This is a genomic window from Hydrogenophaga sp., assembly GCF_019635465.1.
Classification (GTDB): Bacteria; Pseudomonadota; Gammaproteobacteria; order Burkholderiales; family Burkholderiaceae_C; genus Hydrogenophaga.
The window spans coordinates 161,038-180,516 of the sequence record NZ_JAHBZK010000006.1; the positions used below are offsets into that span (position 1 = coordinate 161,038).

The window sequence follows — 19,479 nt, forward strand, 5'->3', positions numbered from 1 at the left end:
CACCCCCGCCTCGCTTCGCTCGACCCCCTCAAGGGGGCGTCACCTGAGGCCCGGCAAAGCCGGTTCCTCGGTGACTCCCGGTTTGACCTCGGCGCGCATGCGTCACTGAATTCTTGAACGCTTTTTCTGGGAACGTCAGCATGAACATCCAACGCTTCATCGCCCCCACCTCGCGCGAGGCCATGTCCAAGGCGCGCCGTCAGTTTGGCGACAGTGCCGTGATCCTCTCCACGCGCCAGACGCCCGAAGGCTTCGAGGTCATGGTGGCCGCCGAGGAAAGCCTGGCGTCCATGACGCAGGGCGCGCCCGCATCGGCCGCGTCCGCCGCTGCGGCCAAGCCGGTGGAAGCGCCGCGCCAGGCGCCGTTTGCCAACACGCAATCGACCATCGCCAGCGACACCGAAGCCATGGCGATGAGCACGCTGTCGTTCCAGGAATATGTGCGTGAGCGCATGCTGCGCAAGCGCCGCGAACAACTCGACGGCGGCTCGCCCGAGGCAGCGGCCGAGGCCGCGCCCGCCCGCGAACCCGAGCCCATTGCCGTGCCGGTGCAGCGCTTCAACGAGCCGGAGCAGATCCGCACGCCGCGCGCCACGCCGCAGCCCATCCGCACGCGTGAGAACGCCTTCGCCGATTCGGAGCCGCGCTTTGCCGTGCAGGAAGAGCAGCGCATGTCGCTGGAGCTGAACGCGCTCAAGGACATGATCGAAGAGCGTTTCAACACCCTGGCCTGGCTGGGTTCGAGCAAGAGCAACCCGATCCAGTCGAGCCTGATGCACAAGCTCATCCGCGCCGGCTACTCGCCCGCGCTCTCGCGCGCCGTGCTCGAGCGCCTGCCGGTTGAAGCTGGCGCCGGCGAATCGCTGCGTTGGCTGATGGACGCCATTCAGCGCAACCTGCGCGTGGCCCAACCGGGTGCCGGCCTGGCCGACGAGGGCGGTGTGGTCGCCCTGGTGGGTGCCACCGGTGTGGGCAAGACCACCACCGCCGCCAAGCTGGCCGCGCAATGCGTCAAACAATACGGCGCCAACAGCGTCGGTCTGGTCACCCTCGACAGCTACCGCGTCTCGGGCTACGAGCAGCTGCGCTCCTTCGGCCGCATGTTGGGCGTGGTGGCGCACCTGGCGCACGACCGCGCCGCGCTCAAGGACATGCTCGGCCTGCTGGCCGGCAAACGCCTGGTCATCATCGACACCGCCGGCCTGGGCCAGCGCGACCAGCGCGTGCAGGACATGCTCGACGTGCTGGAGATGCCCAGCCTCAAGAAGGTGCTGGTGCTCAACGCCGGCACCCAGGGCGACACCCTGGACGAGACGCTTTCCGCCTTCAAGGCCGACAAGCTGCACGGCGTGGTGCTGTCCAAGGTGGACGAAGCCGTCAAGCTCGGCCCCGCCATCGACGCCCTGATTCGTCACCACGTGACGGTGCGCGGTGTGGCCAACGGCCAGCGCGTGCCCGAAGACTGGCACCACCCCGATGCCGGCTCGCTGGTCAAGCTGAGCATGGGCTCGAGCAGCAAGTCGGCCTTCGACCCCAGCACCGCCGACATGGGCTTCTACTTCGCCCAGTCGGCCGGCCGCAGCGGCACCTTCGGTGGCCTGCATGTTTGAGTTCGGCCTTGACCAGGCCGCCGGCCTGCGCCTGGACATGCAGGCGCGCGACGGCAGCCCGGCCCTCATGCCCCTGGCCAGCCCGGCCCAGCCGTCGCACGGCTTTGAGTGGCTGTGCCGGCTGGCGATGGACCTGGCCGACGCCGGTCAGCGCGTCGTCGTCATCGACGGCTGCGCCACCGAACGCGGCGAGCGCGGTGGCCTGTGCCACGCGCTGGCCGACACCAGCGAAACGCAACTGGGCGCCGCGGCACAGCGCGGCGAGTGGCAGGTGATGCCCGGCGCGCGCGGCCTGCAGACCCTGGTGGGCACCGCCGCCGCCGGTGGCGCCGACACGGCGGTCTCGCGCCTGTTTGCACCGTTCGCGCACGGCGCGCTGGTGTTGCTGTACGCGCCGGCGCAAGCCCTGGCCTCGCTCCTGTCGGGCATCAGCGCGCGCGTGCTGGTGCCGGTGATCGACCAGCCGCAGGCCAGCATCGATGCCTATGGCGCCCTGAAATGGCTGCACGGCGCGGGCCTGTGCCCGGTGCTGGCGCCGCTGTCGGCACCGCAGCAGATTCTCTCCAACGTGGTCGACACCGCGCAGCGTCACCTGGGCCTTCGCGTGCCCGTGTGGGCGCAGCCGGCCTGGTCGCAGCGCGTGCCCGATGGCGCGCTGGTGCGCGCCGACACGCCCCCGTTCTCACCTCACCGTTCACCCGCCCGCGGCGTTTACGCCGGGGCCGCTCACCCCCTCTGGAGCTGACGATGTACACCGCCAAAGGCACGCTCGAACGCGATGACCAGCTGAAGAAATACAGCCCGCTGGTTCGTCGTCTGGCGCACCACATGATCGCCAAGCTGCCCCCGAGTGTCGAGATCGACGACCTGATCCAGGTCGGCATGATCGGCCTCACCGAAGCCATTGCGCGCTACGAGCCCTCGCAGGGCGTGCAGTTCGAGACCTTCGCCAGCCAGCGCATCCGCGGCGCGATGATCGACGAGCTGCGCGACGGCGACTGGATGAGCCGCGGCTCGCGCAAGAGCCAGAAGGACATCGAGCAGGCCGTGCACCGTCTGCAGCAGAAGCTGCACCGCGTGCCCAAGGAGAGCGAGATCGCCGCCGAGATGGGCCTGACCCTGGCCGACTACCAGTCGCTGCTGGCCAAGGTGCGCGGCACCCAGCTCGTGTACCTGGAAGACATCAGCGGCGGCAGCGACGACGAAGACAGCTTTCTGGACCGCCACATGGGCGACCACGAGGCCGACCCCTCGTCGATGCTGCAGGACCAGCGCATGCGCATGGCCCTGGTCGAGGCGATCAAGACCTTGCCCGACCGCGAGCAGCACATCATGAGCATGTACTACGAGCACGACATGAACCTCAAGGAAATCGCCGCCGTGCTCGGCGTGACCGAATCGCGCGTGTGCCAGCTGCACAGCCAGTCGATTGCGCGCCTGCGCACCAAGCTGCGCGAACACTGACCCCATGAGCCGCGGGCCCCACAGCGTCGCGCTGGTGATGATCGCGCGCAACGAGGCGCGCGGCATCCAGCGCGCGCTGGCCAGCGTGCGCCCCTTTGTGGACCGCCTGCTGGTGCTCGACACCGGCTCCACCGACGACACCGTGGCCCTGGCCCGCCAGGCCGGCGCCGACGTGCACCGCTTCGACTGGTGCGACGACTTCTCGGCCGCGCGCAACCGAGCGCTCGACCTGGCCGATGCCGACTGGCACCTGATCGTCGACGCGGACGAATGGCTGATCGAGGGCGGTGAACAGGTGGCCGCTCTGCGCCACCAGGCACCCGATCACCTCGGACAACTCGGCATCCGCAGCGAATTCGGCGCAGACTCTCAGGTGCATGTGTCCTGGCTCACCCGCGTGCTGCCACGCGGCGTGCGCTACAGCGGTCGCATCCACGAACAACCCGACTCCGACCTGCCGCGCGTGCGCCTGGGCATCACTCTGGGCCACGACGGCTACACCCCGGCGCAGCTGGCGCTCAAGCGCGGGCGCAACCGCACGTTGTTGTTGGCCGAGCGCGACGCCCACCCCGACGACCCCCACGTCTGGCTGCACCTGGGCAAAGACCACGAAACCTACGGCGAACACGCCGAGGCCGCCGCCTGCTACCGACAGGCCTGGCAGCGCAGCCCGCAGGGCGCACCCTGGCGCCACGACCTGATCGTGCGCCTGCTGCACTGCCTGGGCCAGAGCGGCGCACTCGACGAAGCCCTGGTGCTGGCCGGCAACGCCATGGACGAATGGGACGGCTCGCCCGACTACCACTTCGTGCTCGGCAACCTGCTGCTCAACTGGGCCACCCGCCACCCCGAGCAGGCCATGGATCAAGGCCTGCCCATGGCGCGCGCCGCCTGGGAGCGCTGCCTGCAGATCGGCGAACGCCCCGACCTCGACGGCTCGGTCAGCGGCCGCGGCAGCCACCTCGCGGCGCACAACCTCGCCGTCATCCACGACGGCCTGGGGCAGGCCGATCAGGCAGCGCACTACCGGCAATTGGCGGTGCAGTTGCGCACTTGAGCGCGGCATTCGCCGGTTGCTCAGCTGTGGGTGAGACCACCCGCATCCCTTTTGATGAGGCTAGGATGGCCACCACCGGCCAGGAGCGGGCGGTAACCACTCATGTTCCGGCTGCTTCGACGGCTGAGGCCCTAGCTGTCGCGCGGCTCGTCCAACCATTGCAAGGAGTGCGGTTTGAACCTCTCAGACTTCGATGATCGTCGCGAACTTGAAGCGGCATGTCATTGCGGTGCGGTGCGCTTTCGACTGGTTCTGACAGATGGTCTGCGAAGTGCACGGCGATGCAACTGCTCGTACTGCAGCATGCGCGGCGCCGTGGCAGTGTCTACCGATCTGGAGAACCTGCAGGTTGTTCAAGGCGCTGAAAAGCTGACGCTCTACCAGTTCAACACCGGCCAGGCCAAGCACTACTTCTGCTCGGTGTGTGGCATTTACACGTTCCATTCGCGACGCTCCACTCCGACCCAATATGGCGTCAATGCATCGTGCATTGAGGGCCTGAGCCCCTTCGACTTCGCAGACGTTCCAGTGTTGGAAGGGCGAAGTCATCCAAAGGACCGGGGCGGCGGCCCCCTGACCGCTGGGTGGCTAAGCTACCGCGCCAACGAGCGCACGTAGCCAAACGAACATACTGGCAACGGCCGTCCGCATTCATCCCGTGGCTATGCTCGCTGCTCCAAGGAGCGCAGCCGCCCATGACCCCCTTCACCACCCAACCCCTGCCAGCCGACCCCACCGTCACCGCGCCCGACGGCTCAGACGTGCGCGTGCTGTGCGCGCTGGCGGGGGGCAGCATGGCGCATTTCTCGCTGGCGCCGGGCCGGGTCACGCAGGCCGTGGTACACCGCACGGTGGAGGAGATCTGGTACGTGATCTCGGGCGAGGGCGAGATGTGGCGTCGGCAAGGCGACAAGGAAGACACCGTGGCGCTGCGTGCCGGCTTGAGCCTGACCATTCCGGTGGGCACGCACTTTCAGTTTCGCGCCATGGGCGACCAGGCCCTGTGTGCGGTGGCCATCACCATGCCGCCCTGGCCTGGCATGGACGAGGCGGTGCCCGTCGAAGGCACCTGGACCCCGACGGCTTGAAGCCTGGGCGCGCTCAAGGCAAGCCTTTGCGGCGCGACAATCGCGGCCCAACGCCCAACGCCCAACGCCCAACGCCATGACCTCGATGCCATTGCCCGCCCTGCGCCTCGCCGCTGTCCTCGCTGTCGCCGCCGCCATGGGTGGCTGTGCGACTCCGGTCGACACCCGGACCATCGTGTCCGACAGCCCGTCCTACCTCAACGACAACTTCACGCCGATGCAGCTGAGCGCAGCCGTGCGGTCCCAGGTCGAGAAGGGCGAGCCGATGGCGCCGCGGTTTCGCCGCATCGAATTCCGCCACTCGGTGGTCGTCGAGGGCCAGGGCAATCGCTACGAGGTCCAGGCGAATACCACGCTGACCAACCTGGGCAACGGCTATGTGCAGCAGCGCACCGAATACGCGCGCAACGACCTGGCCTACCGCGTCAACCTGGCCCTGTCCTTTGCGGGCATCCACCTGCTCAGGTCGCAGACCACCTTCCTGGAGCGCGCCAGCGCGCAACAGCCCTTGGAGATCAAGGAGCTGATCCGCTTCGACCGCGGCCTGGGCAACCCCAAGCCCGGGCAGAGCTATGTGATGGAGGCCCGCCTGGGCACAGCGCCGCAGCTCATGGGCTTCACCTACGAGAAACGCACCTGCACCGCCGGGCAGCCCGTGCCGGCCTCGGTGTTGATGCTCGAGCTGCAGGGCACCGCCATACCGCTGGAATGCGTCAAGACGGGCGAGAACGGTGTGGTCATCAACAAGATGAAGTTCGTCTGGCTGCCTGACTTGGGCGTGGGGTTTCAGACCGACTACGTGAGCGCGCGCGAAACCAGCCTGTACACCCTGCATTCGATCAACGTGACCCGCTGACCGCACCGCTGCCATGTCTTTGTTGTTTGTCTACGGCTCCCTCAAGCAGGACTATCCCAACCACCCGGTCAACCGCGGTCGCCGCGTGCCGGGCGAGTACCGCACCGCGCAGGCCTACCCCATGCACCTGATCGACTCGGTGCTGCCCTGCCTGTTTCTGCAACCCGGGCAGGGGCTGCCGGTCAGTGGGCAGCTGTTCGAAGTGAATGCCGACGCGCTGGCGGCAATGGATGCGCTGGAGCGGGTGGGTGAACCCGGTGGCTACCAGCGCGTCACCATCGACGTGGTGGCCTCGGACGGCAGCGGTGCGTTGACGCCGGCCTTTGCTTACGTCCAGGATGCCGCCTTGTTGCAGCGCGGCGGCCCACACCCGGGGCCGCTGGCCGACTACACGCCCGAACACGCCCGCGCCCTGCGCTGGTGAGCCCGCCCGGGGCCAACCCTGCACGCCCTATGCACGCCTTTCGCCCCATCACCCTCGACCACCTCGTGCTGCGCGTGGTGGACCTCGATCGCATGCTGGCCTTCTACTGCGACGTGCTGGGCTGCACGATCGAGCGCCGCCGCGACGACATCGGTCTGGTGCAGTTGCGTGCCGGCGATGCGCTGATCGACCTGGTGCCGGTGGATGGGGAACTGGGTCGCGCCGGTGGTGCCGCACCGGGCAGCGAGGGCCGCAACCTGGACCACTTCTGTTTGCGCGTGGTGCCCTTTGACGCGCGGGCCATCCGGGACCACCTGGCGCGCCACGGCCACGCCGCCGGGCCGGTGGAACAGCGCTTCGGCGCCGAGGGCGAGGGCCCTTCCATCTATGTGAGCGATCCTGAGGGCAATGTGGTGGAGCTCAAGGGGCCGCCGCAGGCTCAGGTCTGAGCGCTGGGGTCGGCATTCCCGTTCTCGAAGCGATCAGTCGACAGTTGGGGTGCGCGACCTTTGTCCTATGTCATGGGCCTGGCGTGACGCGTGGTCATGATGGGTGCAACCCGTCTGTTCAACCACCCGCCCATGGAGACCACGATGAAGAACTTCCCCGCGAACTACGAGGAACTCAACACCTGGATGGAGAAGCTGGGGATGGCCGTCCCCGATGTCATGCAGGGATTTGGCGCCCTGCATGACGCCAGCCTCAAGTCCGGGGCCTTGACCAGCAAGACCAAGGAGTTGATCGCGCTGGGCATTGCCATCACGGTGCGCTGCGATGGCTGCATCTCCTACCACGTGCACGACGCGCTCGAGGCCGGTGCCAGCAAGGATGAGGTCGCTGAGACGGTGGGCGTCGCCATCATGATGGGCGGCGGTCCATCGGTGGTCTACGGGATTGAGGCGATGCAGGCGCTGGAGCAGTTCCTGCAGCAAAAGGCCCGCTAAATCGCCAGACCGCTCGGGCCCGGCGCTGCCCGAATGTGGGCTTGGGGCTGCCTCAGGGGCGCTGGTAGCGCGCCGCGCCCACCTTGCCCAGTTGCTGGTAGGTGGGTTTTTGCAGGTGGTCGGGCAGCAGGCTGCCGAGGGCGCGGTCGTTGAGCGCGGCAGCGCGCAGGGTGGCGGCGCGCAATTGGGCAAATCGTTGGGCGGCCGACTGCAGGGCCTCGGCGTCGGCGCCGCGCAGCGCCAGCGTGCTGGGCGCGGCTTTCAGCGTGGCCTGCACGGCCGCGCTGGCGCGTTCCACGGCGGGCGCATCGGCCTGCAGCAGGGCGCGCTCCAGCCCGTCCAGTTGCCCGTGCAGGTGGGCAATCCAGGTGTGTGCGGGCTGGGTGTTCTGGGTCATGGTGGTGTGCGCGTTCAGGCGCGGCCGGCGTTGAGCATTTCGGCCGCGTTGGCCAGCAGCTTGTCGGCGATCGCCTCGGGGTTGACCTTGAACGAGCCGTCGGCAATGGCCTGCTTCATGGCGGCCACTTTCTCGGCGTTGAACTCTTCGCCGCCGCCGGAAGAACCGACGTTGGCAGACGACGACAAGGTGACCGTCACACCCGGTTGCGGCGAACCGCCGGCCGGCTTGGCAGCGGCCTCGGCGGCCGCGACGGGTTGCGGGGCCGCCTTTTGGGGGCCACCGGCCACGCTGCCGATGTAGGAATCCGATGCTGAAGAATCGACTTTCATGTCACGCTCCGCGCCCTGTTTTCAGGGCAATGTCGTTGTCGTATCGGTCTTGATCTCCAGAACTTTAGGGTTTTAGTGCCTTTTTTCTACCGCTCGTCGCTCAAGGATGCTCTTCACAGCGGCAGTTCGACGGTCTGGTCGGCCCGCACGGTGCCGCTGACCACCTTGCCGTTGGGCAGGCGCACCCGGGCGGCTTGACCCACGTGGCCGGCGCTCAGCGCCTGGCCCACCACCGATACGGCAAAGCCGCGGCCGTTGGCGCTCACTTTCACTGGCGTTCCCGCATCAAAGGCCTGCGGGGCGCGCACCATGTTCTCGCGGATGACCTGGCCCGGGGTCAGTGCATAGGCGGCCTGCTGACCCACCCAGCGCTCGGGCGCGGCCAGCACCATGGACGGGTGGGCCGCCCAATCCACTTCGGCGCGATCGGCCATGGCTTGAGTCAGGGTTTCACCGGCCGGCACGGGCGCCTTGAGCACCCAGGCCGGCCCGAAGGCCTGCACCGTCACCGGGATGTAGACGCTCCAGCGTGTGGGGCCGTCGACGCAGCGCAGACCCACACGGCTGCGGCCCCAGAGGCGGCCACCGGGCGGCAGAAAGGGTTCGATGCCATTGCAAGGGGCCAGCCGCAGGCGGCTGTCGAGCGAGCCCATCACCACCTCGGCGCGCAGCGGCATGCCGGCCTGCTCGGCCAGGGCCTGTTCGACCGTGGGTTGCAGAAAGTCGCGCGCGAGCTTTTCCAGGCCGTCGGCATCGCTGGCGCGCGCGCTGGCGGCGGCGGCCAGCAGCACCAGGGCAAAGCTCACGGTCAGCAGCAGGCGAAGGGCAGGGCGGTTCATGGGGCGCACTCCGGCGTGGGTGGACGAATTCAGGCAATCACTCTAGGGGTCGGGCGTCCAGCCAAAGCCGCGAAATACCGGGTCCGCATGCCGCTGTTTCCGGCTTTTGCCGCCCTCAAGTCTTTTGACAATGCCCGCAAGTCCCGGTCCCGAGCGCTTGTTCGGACCGGCCCCACCCACCCACCTGCGAGGTGACCATGCTTGACCAGATGACCGACCGGCTGGATTTCCATGCCAAGGCGTTGGTGCTGCGCTCGCAGCGCCAGCAGGTGATCGCCAGCAACATCGCCAACGCCGACACCCCGGGCTATGTGGCGCGCGACTTCGACTTCGCCAGCGCACTCAAGAACGCCACCGGCACGGGCACCGGCAATGCCGTCACCACCGACCCACGCCACTTCAGCAGCGTCGGCGCACCTCCCGGTGGCGACCCCAAGCTGGGCTACGCGGTGCAGACCCAGCCCGCGCAGGACGGCAACTCGGTCGACCTCGACCGCGAGCGTGCTTCGTTCGTGGACAACACCATCCGCTACGAATCCACGCTGCGTTTCATCAATGGTCACGTCAAGACCATGCTGAGCGCGATCACGGGTCAGTGATCGCCTGAAAGGACTCTGCCATGTCGATGTTCCAGATCTTCAATGTCAGCGGCAGCGCGATCAGCGCGCAGCAACAGCGCCTGAACGTGGTGGCCTCCAACCTGGCCAACGCCGATGCGGTGGCCGGCCCCGACGGCCAGGCCTACAAGGCGCGCCACATCCACTTCCAGACCCAGAGCATGGGCGGCCCCGGCAGCGCCGGCGTGAAGGTGCAGACCATCACCGAAAGCGATGCCCCGGGCCGGCGCGTGTTCGAGCCCCAGCACCCCAACGCCGACGTCGACGGCTATGTGACGCACTCCAACGTGAACCCGGTGGAGGAGATGGTCAACATGATTTCGGCCTCGCGCTCGTACCAGAACAACGTCGAGGTGATGAACACCGCCAAGACGCTGATGCTCAAGACGCTGCAGATGGGTCAGTAATCGCCGTCGCCCACGCAGACCCCGACAAGGACGCACGCACATGATGTTCTCCAACCCCCTGGACCTGTCCAACCTCGGCACCACCGTGGGCAGCTCCACTGCGCAGCAGGCCACCACGGCGACCAACGCCGAGGCCACGCAGGACCGGTTCCTCAAGTTGCTGGTGGCCCAGCTCAACAACCAGGACCCGATGAATCCGATGGACAACGCGCAGATGACGACGCAGATGACGCAGATCAACACGGTCGCCGGCATCGAGTCGCTCAACGCCACGCTCAAGGGCATGGCCGCGCAGTTCACCGCCATGCAGACGCTGCAGGGCGTGTCGCTCATTGGCCGCGAGGCGCTGGTGGCGGGCAACAACTTCGGCTTCGATGGCGCCTACGGCAAGGCCGCGTTCCGCATCGACGAGTCGGCCGCGAGCGTGCAGGTCGACGTGGTCGGCACCAACGGCGAGATCCTCGACACCCTGGACTTCGGCGCCCTGACCGCTGGCCAGCATTCGTTCAACTGGGACGGCACCGGCATCGACCCCACCCAGGTGGCTGGCTACCGCGTGCGCGCATCCAACGGTGGCTCGCCCGTCGAAGCCACCACCTTTGGCCGCTACACCGTCACCTCGGTCGGCAGCAGCGACGGCGTCACCACCCTGAAGCTGCAGGACGGACGCTCGCTGAGCTACGACCAGATCGACACCTTCATGTAACCCACCGATTTCGCCCAGCAAGGAAACACCATGGCATTCCAGCAAGGACTCTCCGGCCTCAACAGCGCGAGCAAGAACCTCGACGTGATCGGTCACAACATCGCCAACGGCAACACGGTGGGCATGAAGTCATCGCGCACCGAATTTGCCGAGGTCTACGCCAGCTCGGTCAACGCCGCTGGCGGCGTCAACCAGGGCATCGGCGTGTCGGTGGCAGCGGTGACGCAGGCCTTCACCCAGGGCAACATCACCATCACCGGCAGCGACCTGGACATCGCCATCAACGGCGCCGGTTTCTTCGAGCTGACCAACCCGGACGGCACGCTGTCGTACTCGCGCGCCGGCATGTTCAAGCTCGACCGCGAAGGCAACATCGTCAACAACGACGGCAGCCAGCTCATGGGCTACCCCACCGACGCCGACGGCAACCGCCTGAGCTACAACACCGTGGCCCTGACGCTGCCCACCGCCAGCCCGATCCCGGCGCAGCAGACCAGCACCATCACGGCCGAGTTCAACCTCGACGCGCGCGCGCCGATCTGGAACTCGGTCACGCCCAACACCCCGCTGACGACCTACGGCACCTCGCTGGTGGCCTTTGACCAGCAGGGCATCGAGGTGCCGGTGACGATGGCTTTCCGCAAGGTGGCCAACAACAGCTGGGAGGTCTACACCGGCGTCAACGGCGCCGACCCGGCCCTGTCCACGCCGTTCACCGTCAACTTCCTGCCCGATGGCTCGCTCGACACCGCGACCACCACCATTCCGCCGCTGGCACTGAGCTCAGTCAACGGGGCCTTCAACGCCACCATCGACTTCAGCAACATCTCGCAGTTCGGCACCGCCTTTGGCGTGACCATGCTCGACCAGGACGGCTATCGCCCGGGCCAGTTCGTGGGTCTGAAGATCGGTGAAGACGGCGTGGTGACCGGCCAGTACTCCAACGGCGAGACGCGCGCCGCCGGCCAGGTGGCCCTGGTGAACTTCCGCAACGCACAGGGCCTGCAACCCATGGGCGGTGGCAGCTGGTCGGCCACCTTCGCCTCCGGCGACCCGGTGCGTGGCGAACCCGGCACCGGCAACTACGGCTCGCTGCGTGCCGGCGCGCTGGAAGACTCCAACGTCGACATCACGGCCGAGCTGGTCAACATGATGACCGCGCAGCGCGCCTACCAGGCCAACGCACAGACCATCAAGACGCAGGACCAGGTGCTGAGCACGCTGCTCAACATGCGCTGAGGATTTCATGGGGCGTGAGCTGAAATAGCGCCGAGGGGGTAGTGCGGGCGAGGGCTGGGCTACCTAGCATCTCGCGGGTTTTCAACCCGCCCCGAGTGCTGCGCCCATGTCATCTGCCAACGATTCCTGGTCCTTTCACAACCTGTCCGACGACCTTGCTCCTGCGCGCGCGGCGGGAGCACGCGTGTTCGCCACCCGCGATCGCTCGGACCACATCCACTCCATCACGGTCTGCTTCGCCGGCACCAAACCCTCGCTGGACGCAGTGGATCGGGTGCTTCGCGAATGTGCCGCGCACGTGGCGGCGCAAGACAGCTCCTTTGACGTGTTCATCCGCGCAGAATGGGTGCCGCATGCCGATGCGCACCGCCGAGAAATCGAGCTCATCTATCCGTACGGCCAGGACTTCTTCCTGTGCTTCGACGCCAGGCTGCGTCAGATCGGCGTGCGTCAAAGGGGAGGCAAGCGCTTCGTGAAACCCTGGCCAGTCGACGACGTCGCCGCGGTGTGCCGCAAGGCCTACGCAGCGCACGACCCCTTGCCGCTGGAAGACTACCCCGACACCGACGATGACGACGACAGTTCGATGGGGGACTTGCGCTCGGAGGTCGTGCACTGGATCTGGTACGGCTACCACGCACTGTCCGACATCGACGCGGTGATCGTGGCGCGCGCCGAGGACGATGAAGACATCGACCTCGACGAGATGCGTGCCTTCGCGGCGACCATTCTTGCCAGGAAGCGCGCGGCCGAAGCTACCTGGGCTGCCGAGACGGACAACGATCGCCTGGCCGACGCGTTCTCAGACCTCATTCACGACGGCATCATGGCCGTGCAGTGGGCGGGCGACACCCTCGATGAAGGCTTCGACGTGGTCAACAGCCGCATTGAGGCAGAGGACCCCCGGGGCGAGCAGTACACCGGGGCCTGCTTCTTCCACAGCCAGGACATGGACCGCGCGCTCAACGAAGAAGGTCTGATGGTGGCTTTTGGCCACCTCCACAGCGATGAACCCGCTGACTACGTCGCCATCGGCCAGCGGGTCTGCGAGGCGCTCAGGCGGCATGGCCTGCGCCCGGAGTGGAACGGCACGGACCGCCAGCGCATCGGACTGCCCGGGTTTCGCTGGCAGCGCCGCACCCCGGACTGACCCTGCCCCACCCCCCGCCACCTTGGCCGGGGTTTGAAGCGAGGAAATGCGCGGCAGCACCCCTGCTGTTCGGCGCATTGGCCACCCTCAAGAATTTCCACAATCCGTTCAACCCGTCGAAGTCAGCGCCGCTGACTGCGCCCCGGCGAGTGAAAGGACTTGTGCTTGGACCGCTTCATCTACACCGCCATGACCGGCGCCAGTGCCGCGGCGCACCGCCAGCAGGTGCTGACGAACAACCTGGCCAACGTATCGACGCCGGGCTTTCGCGCTGAACTCTCCACCTTCCGTGCCGTGCCCATTCGCGGCGACGGCGCCAGCACCCGCGTGTTTGCGCTGGAGGCCACCGCCGGCCACCTGGACACGCCCGGCGCCATGCAGATCACCGGCCGCGCGCTGGACGTGGCCGCGCAAGGCAATGCCTGGTTCGCCGTGCAGGGCCTGGACGGTACCGAGGCCTACACCCGCGCCGGCAACCTCGAGGTCAACGCCGAGGGCACGCTGGTCAACGCCAACGGCCTGCCCATGCTGGGCGACGGCGGCCCGATCACGGTGCCGGCCAACGCGCAGGTGGACATCGGCGCCGACGGCTCGGTCAACGCCCGCGTCGGCAACGAACCCGGCCAGGTGGTCGGTCGCCTGAAGATGGTGGTGCCCGACGCAGACAACCCCATCAAGCGCAGCGACGACGGTCTGTTTCGCAGTCCGCAAGGCGATCCGCTGCCGGTCAGCGAGGTCGCGCGTCTGCAGGACGGCGCCATCGAAGGCTCCAACGTCAATCCGGTCGAGGCCATGGTCGGCATGATCGCCGCGGCCCGGCAGTTCGAAGTCCAGATGCGCATGCTGCAAAACGGCGAAGGCAACGACCGCAGCGCATCGCAATTGCTCAGCACCAGCTGATAGAGGGCATCACCATGATCAACTCACTCATGACCGCCGCGACCGGCATGACGGCGCAGCAGACCCAGCTCGACGTCATCTCGCACAACCTGGCCAACGTGGCCACCACCGGCTTCAAGAAGTCCAAGGCGGTGTTCGAGGACCTCATGTACCAGAACCTGCGGCAGGTGGGTGCCAACGCCACCGAGCAGGCCGAACTGCCCACCGGCTTGCAGGTCGGCCTCGGTGTGCGCACCGTCGCCACCAGCCGCAGCTTCACGCAGGGCACGCCGCAGCAGTCCGGCAATTCGCTGGACGTGGCCATCAACGGCTCGGGCTTCTTCCAGATCGAGATGCCCGACGGCACCACCGCCTACACGCGCGACGGCAGCTTTCAGGTCGACGCGCAAGGCCGCATGGTCACCAGCAGCGGCTACCCGCTCACCGCCGGTATCACGCTGCCGGTGGAGACCGAAAGCGTCACCATCTCGTCGGACGGCATCGTCAGCGCCAAGTTGGCCGGGCAGACCCAGCCGCAGCAGGTGGGGCAGATCGAACTCGCCAACTTCATCAACCCGCCTGGCCTGGAGCCGCTGGGGCAGAACCTGTACCGCGAGAGCGTGGCCTCGGGCAACCCGATCAACGCCGCGCCCGGCAGCACCGGCATGGGTCGACTGATGCAGGGCTACACCGAAGCCTCCAACGTCAACGTGGTGCAGGAGCTGGTCGACATGATCCAGACCCAGCGCGCCTACGAGATGAACTCCAAGGCCATCCAGACCTCGGACCAGATGCTGCAGCGTCTGTCACAGCTGTGAGGCTCGCCATGATCCGCCTCGCCCTGTTTGCGCTGCTGGCGCTGCTGTTGAGCGGCTGCGAAACGCTGCAGAACCAGCCCAAGGTCGATCTGCAGCCGGCGCAGCCCGTGCAGTACGTGCAGAGCGATACCGCCGTCAACGGCGCCGCCACGCCCAGTGGGGGCCTGTTTCGCGCCGCCACCTACCGCCCGGCCATGGAAGACCCGCGTGCGCGCCTGCCCGGCGACACGGTGACGATCCAGATCACCGAACGCGTGACCGCCACGCAAAGCTCCTCGGCCTCGATCGGCCGCAGCGCCGACGCCTCGGCCAGCATCTCCGCCATTCCGCTCTTCAAGGGCTCGTGGGGCAATGCCACGCTGGGTGCGCAGAGCGACAACAACTTCTCGGGCGACGGCAAGAACCAGTCGAACAACGCCTTCAACGGCTCCATCACCGCCACGGTGCAGCAGGTGCTGCCCAACGGCCACCTGGTGGTGGTGGGTGAAAAGCAGATCGGCGTCAACGCCAACGTGGACGTGATGCGCTTCTCCGGCACCATCAATCCGCGCGACATCCGCCCGGGCAACGTGGTGCCCTCGACGCAGGTCGCCAACGTGCGCGTGGAATCGCGTAACCGCGGCGCACAAGGCGAAGCCATGTCAATTGGCTGGCTGGCACGGTTCTTTTTGAGCGTTCTGCCCTTCTGAACCCGGTCACCATCGCCTGCATGAACCGCTTGTTCCGTCCTGCCATGTGTATCGACCGATTCCGCCGCCACTTGATGCTCCTGTGTGCTGCCGTCGCAGCATTGCTGGTGCTGCCCGCCGCCGCGCAAAGCATCCGCGTGAAGGAAATCGCGGCGGTGCAGGGCGTGCGCAGCAACCCCTTGACCGGCTATGGCCTGGTGGTGGGCCTGGACGGCACCGGTGACCAGACCACGCAGATGCCCTACACCGGGCAGAGCCTGGCCAACTTTCTGCAGCAACACGGGCTGACCCTGCCCAGCGGCGCCAACCCGCAGCTCAAGAACGTGGCCGCCGTGCTGGTCACGGCCGAGCTGCCGCCGTTCGCTCGCCCGGGCCAGCCCATCGACGTGACCGTGTCCTCGATCGGCAACGCCAAGTCGCTGCGCGGCGGCACGCTGATCACCACGCCCATGCGCGGCGCCGACGGCGAGATCTATGCCTTGGCGCAAGGCAACCTGATGGTGGGTGGCGCCGGTGCCTCGGCCGGTGGCAGCAAGGTGCAGATCAACCACCTGAGCGCTGGCCGCATTCCCGGTGGTGGTCAGGTCGAACGCGCGGTGCCGACACCGCTCAACGTGGGCGACACCGTCGACCTTGGCCTCGACAGCAACGATTTCCAGACCGCCAGTCGCGTGACTGCGGCCATCAACAAGGCCTTTGGCGGCAACGTTGCCAGCGCCATCGATGGCCGCGTGGTGCGCCTGCAGGCACCCACCGATCCCAGCGAGCGCGTGGCCTTTCTGGCGCGCGTCGAAGAGGTGCGCATCGAATCGAGCGTGCCCACCGCCAAGGTGGTCATCAACGCGCGCACCGGCTCCATCGTCATGAACCAGGCCGTCACGCTGGGACCGGTGGCCGTGGCGCACGGCAACCTGTCGGTCAGCATCAGCTCCACGCCCGTGGTCAGCCAGCCCAACGCCTTCTCGGGCGGCGAGACCGTGGTGCGCGAGCAGGCCAACATCCAGATCAGCCAGGACAAGGGTTCGCTCATCCAGATGGGCCCGGCCGCCAACCTGGCCGACGTCGTCAAGGCACTCAACGCATTGGGCGCCACGCCGCAAGACCTGCTGGCCATCCTGCAGGCCATCAAGGCCTCCGGCGCCTTGAACGCCGACCTCGAGGTGATCTGATGTCGGTCAACGCCTTTCAGCCCACCGGCCTGGCCGCCGACCCGACAGCGCTCAACGCGCTCAAAGGCGCTGGCAACGACAAGGCCGCGCTGAAGGAGGCTGCCAAACAGTTCGAGGCGCTGTTCATGCGCGAGCTGCTCAAGAGCATGCGCGAGGCCACGGCCAAGAGCGGCCTGTTCGAGAGCGAGGGCGAGAACCTGGGCACCGATCTGCTCGACCAGCAGTTCTCGGTGCAGCTCTCGGGCCTGCCCGGTGGGCTGTCCGAAGCCATTCAGCGCCAGCTGGGCGGCAAGCTGAGCGATGGGGGCGCTGCCCTGCCGTCGTCGAGCACGCCCACCACCTTCGAGCGCATCCAGGGCTCGCAACGCCAGGCGGGCTTTGTCGAGAAACACGCGGCCGCTGCACAGGCAGTGTCGCGCGAGACCGGCATTCCGGCGGCCTTCATGCTGGGCCAGGCCGGGCATGAGAGCGGCTGGGGCCGCGGTGAGATCCGCAACAGCGACGGCACACCGGCGCACAACCTGTTCGGCATCAAGGCCACCGGCGGCTGGAGCGGCAAGGTGGCCGAAATCACCACCACCGAATACGTCGACGGCGAGCCGCGCAAGGTCACGGCGAAGTTCCGCGCCTACGACTCCTACGAAGAATCCTTTCGCGACTACGCACGCCTGATCGGCAACAGCCCGCGCTACGAAGGCGTGATGGATCAGCTGCACTCGGTGCAGGGCTTCGCCAAGGGGCTGCAGAACGCCGGCTACGCCACCGACCCGGCCTACGCGTCCAAGCTCAGCCGCGCGATCAACACCACGCTGTCCTTGCAGCGGGCCCAGGGCTGAGGGAGCTGATCCATGTCCTCACTGAACATCGCCACCCGCGCGCTGACCACCAACATGTCGGCGTTGCAGGTCATTGGCCACAACATCGCCAACGTCAACACCGAGGGCTATTCGCGCCAGACCATCCAGCTGCAGACCGCGGGTTACCAGTCCACCGGTGGTGGCTACTTCGGCAAAGGCGTCGAGATCGCCACGGTCACGCGCGCCTACAACGAACACCTGACCCGCGAAGCGCGGCTGACGGCCTCGGCCGCGGCCGCCGACCAGGCCCGCCTGGAACGGCTGGAGCAGCTCGAATCGCTGTTCCCCATGGGCGAGCAAGGGTTGGGCACGGCGCTCAACGACATGCTCAATTCGTGGAGCGACCTGGTGGCCGCACCCAGCAACTCCACCGCGCGTGTGGTGGTGCTCTCACGTGCCGACACGCTGGCCGCGCGCCTGCGCGACACGGCGGGTCAGATCGACCTGTTGCGCAGCAGCACGCAGCAGCAGGTGGGCGAAGAGGTCAACACGATCAACCGGATCGCGCAAGACCTGGCCACCGTCAACCGCAAGATCATCGAAACCGCGGGCGGTTCACACACGCCCAACGACCTGTACGACCAGCGCGATCAGCTGCTGCGCGACCTGAGCCAGTACGTGCAGATCAGCATGGTGCCGGGCGAAGGGGGCACAGCCTCGGTGTTTGTGGGTGGCAGCCAGCCGCTGGTGCTGGGTACGCAGGCCGCCAAGCTGGCGGTCGAGCGCGATCCGATGGACACGTCCAGGATCAACGTGCTGTTTCAGCAAGGCGGCATGAGCACCACGCTGGACACCGCCAGCCTGGGCAGCGGCGAGTTGGTGGGCACGCTGCGCTTCCTCAACGAAGACCTGGCCTCGATCCAGAACCAGCTCGGCCGCATCGCGCTGGCCACCTCGACCATCGTCAACGAACAACACCGACTGGGCGTGGACCTCACCGGCGCACAAGGCGGCGACTTCTTCACACCGTTTGCACCCGCCGCCGGCATCGCCTCGCCCGCCAACAGCGGCAACGCTGCGGTGAGCGCGGCCGTCACCAACCCCAATGCACTGGTCGCCTCCGACTACGAGCTGCGCGTCGAGGCCGCGGGCTTCAGCGTGGTGCGCCTGTCCGACGGCGCCACCACCAGCCTGGCCACGCTGCCGGCCGAGGTGGATGGCCTGACCTTCCAGATCGACAGCGGCGCGGCCAACACCGGCGACCGCTTCCGCATCCGCCCCTACGAGGCCGCCGCGCGCAACCTGCAGATGGCGATCAGCTCGCCGCAGAGCCTGGCCGTGGCCAGTCCGGTGCTGGTCACACCCGGCACGGCCAATTCGGGCAGCCTCGCCGTCGAGAACATCTACGCGGTCGATGCCTCGGCCAACCTGACCGACCCGGTCACCATCACCTTCAACGCCGACGGCACCTACAGCGCCACCGGCCTGGGCCCGGGCAACCCGGCCCCCGACAACCCGGGCCCGCCCGCCAGCTACAACTTCACGCCCGGCAAGCCCATCGTGCTCAATGGCTGGAGCCTGACCCTGCGCGGCAGCCCCACCGCGGGCGACACCTTCGACGTCGGCGCATCGCCCACCACCGCCATCTCGCAGAACGCGGGCAACGCCAACGCCATGCTGGCCTTGCGCGGCATCGCCACCTTCGATGGCGTGGCCTTGTCCGAAGGCTATGTGAGCTTGTTCTCCGATATCGGCACGCGGGTGCAGAGCGCCGAGTTCTCGGCCCAGTTCACGCAAAACATTGCGGCCACCGCCGAGCAGGCGCGCTCCAACGTGTCGGGCGTCAACCTGGACGAAGAGGCGGCGCGGCTGCTGCAGTTCCAGCAGGCCTACCAGGCTTCGGCGAAGTTCCTGCAGATCGCCCAGAGCACCTTCGACAGTCTGTTGCAGACCGTCGGTCGATGACGCACCGAACCTGTGCACATGATCGCGCCGCA

Annotated in this window: 24 protein-coding genes; 21 read left to right on the forward strand and 3 right to left on the reverse strand. The window is 67.4% G+C overall.

Features of this window, described 5'->3' with window-relative positions:
• The first annotated feature begins 140 nt into the window (after window positions 1-140).
• The 10 genes from flhF (at window position 141) to KF871_RS07370 (ending at window position 7,443) form a co-directional block, all read left to right on the forward strand.
• On the forward strand, window positions 141-1,610 hold the full coding sequence (gene flhF, locus KF871_RS07325; protein ID WP_291140131.1) for a flagellar biosynthesis protein FlhF: 1,470 nt from the start codon (window positions 141-143) through the stop codon (window positions 1,608-1,610).
• A complete protein-coding gene (locus KF871_RS07330) occupies window positions 1,603-2,355 on the forward strand; it encodes a hypothetical protein (protein ID WP_291140132.1) in 753 nt (250 codons plus the stop codon). Before flhF ends, KF871_RS07330 begins: the two co-directional genes overlap by 8 nt.
• Window positions 2,356-2,357: 2 nt before the next feature.
• Window positions 2,358-3,074, forward strand: coding sequence for an RNA polymerase sigma factor FliA (locus tag KF871_RS07335; protein WP_291140134.1), 717 nt, complete (start codon window positions 2,358-2,360; stop codon window positions 3,072-3,074).
• A gap of 4 nt (window positions 3,075-3,078) precedes the next feature.
• Window positions 3,079-4,131 (forward strand): glycosyltransferase family 2 protein, encoded by a 1,053-nt coding sequence (locus tag KF871_RS07340; protein WP_291140136.1) that lies wholly within the window; start codon window positions 3,079-3,081, stop codon window positions 4,129-4,131.
• A 174-nt stretch (window positions 4,132-4,305) separates the two neighbouring features.
• Complete coding sequence (locus KF871_RS07345; protein WP_291140138.1) at window positions 4,306-4,749, forward strand: GFA family protein; 444 nt, start codon at window positions 4,306-4,308, stop codon at window positions 4,747-4,749.
• 77 nt (window positions 4,750-4,826) lie between these two features.
• Window positions 4,827-5,219 (forward strand): cupin domain-containing protein, encoded by a 393-nt coding sequence (locus tag KF871_RS07350; RefSeq protein WP_291140140.1) that lies wholly within the window; start codon window positions 4,827-4,829, stop codon window positions 5,217-5,219.
• A 76-nt stretch (window positions 5,220-5,295) separates the two neighbouring features.
• Complete coding sequence (locus KF871_RS07355) at window positions 5,296-6,075, forward strand: hypothetical protein (protein WP_291140142.1); 780 nt, start codon at window positions 5,296-5,298, stop codon at window positions 6,073-6,075.
• 13 nt (window positions 6,076-6,088) lie between these two features.
• Window positions 6,089-6,499 (forward strand): gamma-glutamylcyclotransferase family protein, encoded by a 411-nt coding sequence (locus KF871_RS07360; protein ID WP_291140144.1) that lies wholly within the window; start codon window positions 6,089-6,091, stop codon window positions 6,497-6,499.
• Between the two features lie 29 nt (window positions 6,500-6,528).
• Entirely contained in the window at window positions 6,529-6,948 is a 420-nt protein-coding gene (locus KF871_RS07365; protein WP_291140146.1) for a VOC family protein, read from the forward strand.
• Between the two features lie 144 nt (window positions 6,949-7,092).
• A complete protein-coding gene (locus KF871_RS07370) occupies window positions 7,093-7,443 on the forward strand; it encodes a carboxymuconolactone decarboxylase family protein (protein WP_291140148.1) in 351 nt (116 codons plus the stop codon).
• 52 nt (window positions 7,444-7,495) lie between these two features.
• Here the strand turns inward: KF871_RS07370 and KF871_RS07375 are convergent, their stop codons facing one another.
• The 3 genes from KF871_RS07375 to flgA all read right to left on the reverse strand — a co-directional run bounded on the left by KF871_RS07375 (window position 7,496) and on the right by flgA (window position 9,011).
• Entirely contained in the window at window positions 7,496-7,840 is a 345-nt protein-coding gene (locus tag KF871_RS07375; RefSeq protein ID WP_291140150.1) for a hypothetical protein, read from the reverse strand.
• 14 nt (window positions 7,841-7,854) lie between these two features.
• On the reverse strand, window positions 7,855-8,172 hold the full coding sequence (flgM, locus tag KF871_RS07380; protein ID WP_291140152.1) for a flagellar biosynthesis anti-sigma factor FlgM: 318 nt from the start codon (window positions 8,170-8,172) through the stop codon (window positions 7,855-7,857).
• A gap of 113 nt (window positions 8,173-8,285) precedes the next feature.
• Entirely contained in the window at window positions 8,286-9,011 is a 726-nt protein-coding gene (gene flgA / locus KF871_RS07385) for a flagellar basal body P-ring formation chaperone FlgA (protein ID WP_291140154.1), read from the reverse strand.
• Window positions 9,012-9,208: 197 nt separating this feature from the next.
• Here flgA and flgB point away from each other — a divergent pair, with 197 nt between their 5' ends.
• The 11 genes from flgB (at window position 9,209) to flgK (ending at window position 19,447) form a co-directional block, all read left to right on the forward strand.
• Window positions 9,209-9,610 carry a flagellar basal body rod protein FlgB gene (flgB, locus tag KF871_RS07390; protein WP_291140156.1) on the forward strand — a complete coding sequence of 134 codons (402 nt, stop codon included), beginning with the start codon at window positions 9,209-9,211 and terminating at the stop codon, window positions 9,608-9,610.
• Between the two features lie 20 nt (window positions 9,611-9,630).
• On the forward strand, window positions 9,631-10,035 hold the full coding sequence (flgC, locus tag KF871_RS07395) for a flagellar basal body rod protein FlgC (protein ID WP_291140158.1): 405 nt from the start codon (window positions 9,631-9,633) through the stop codon (window positions 10,033-10,035).
• Window positions 10,036-10,075: 40 nt separating this feature from the next.
• Window positions 10,076-10,741, forward strand: a complete 666-nt coding sequence (locus tag KF871_RS07400) for a flagellar hook capping FlgD N-terminal domain-containing protein (protein WP_291140160.1) — start codon at window positions 10,076-10,078, stop codon at window positions 10,739-10,741.
• A 30-nt stretch (window positions 10,742-10,771) separates the two neighbouring features.
• Window positions 10,772-11,980, forward strand: a complete 1,209-nt coding sequence (flgE, locus tag KF871_RS07405) for a flagellar hook protein FlgE (protein WP_291140163.1) — start codon at window positions 10,772-10,774, stop codon at window positions 11,978-11,980.
• 106 nt (window positions 11,981-12,086) lie between these two features.
• Window positions 12,087-13,130, forward strand: coding sequence for a hypothetical protein (locus tag KF871_RS07410; RefSeq protein ID WP_291140165.1), 1,044 nt, complete (start codon window positions 12,087-12,089; stop codon window positions 13,128-13,130).
• 165 nt (window positions 13,131-13,295) lie between these two features.
• Window positions 13,296-14,030, forward strand: a complete 735-nt coding sequence (gene flgF, locus KF871_RS07415) for a flagellar basal-body rod protein FlgF (protein WP_291140167.1) — start codon at window positions 13,296-13,298, stop codon at window positions 14,028-14,030.
• A 14-nt stretch (window positions 14,031-14,044) separates the two neighbouring features.
• Window positions 14,045-14,827: a flagellar basal-body rod protein FlgG gene (gene flgG / locus KF871_RS07420; protein WP_291140169.1), complete on the forward strand. Its 783-nt coding sequence runs from the start codon at window positions 14,045-14,047 to the stop codon at window positions 14,825-14,827.
• 8 nt (window positions 14,828-14,835) lie between these two features.
• Window positions 14,836-15,516, forward strand: a complete 681-nt coding sequence (locus tag KF871_RS07425; protein ID WP_291140171.1) for a flagellar basal body L-ring protein FlgH — start codon at window positions 14,836-14,838, stop codon at window positions 15,514-15,516.
• Between the two features lie 74 nt (window positions 15,517-15,590).
• Window positions 15,591-16,685: a flagellar basal body P-ring protein FlgI gene (locus tag KF871_RS07430; protein WP_291140258.1), complete on the forward strand. Its 1,095-nt coding sequence runs from the start codon at window positions 15,591-15,593 to the stop codon at window positions 16,683-16,685.
• The gene (gene flgJ / locus KF871_RS07435) at window positions 16,685-17,521 is read left to right on the forward strand and encodes a flagellar assembly peptidoglycan hydrolase FlgJ (RefSeq protein ID WP_291140173.1); all 837 of its coding nucleotides are present in this window, start codon (window positions 16,685-16,687) and stop codon (window positions 17,519-17,521) included. Before KF871_RS07430 ends, flgJ begins: the two co-directional genes overlap by 1 nt.
• Before the next feature lie 12 nt (window positions 17,522-17,533).
• Window positions 17,534-19,447, forward strand: a complete 1,914-nt coding sequence (gene flgK / locus KF871_RS07440) for a flagellar hook-associated protein FlgK (RefSeq protein WP_291140180.1) — start codon at window positions 17,534-17,536, stop codon at window positions 19,445-19,447.
• The last annotated feature ends 32 nt before the right edge of the window (window positions 19,448-19,479 follow it).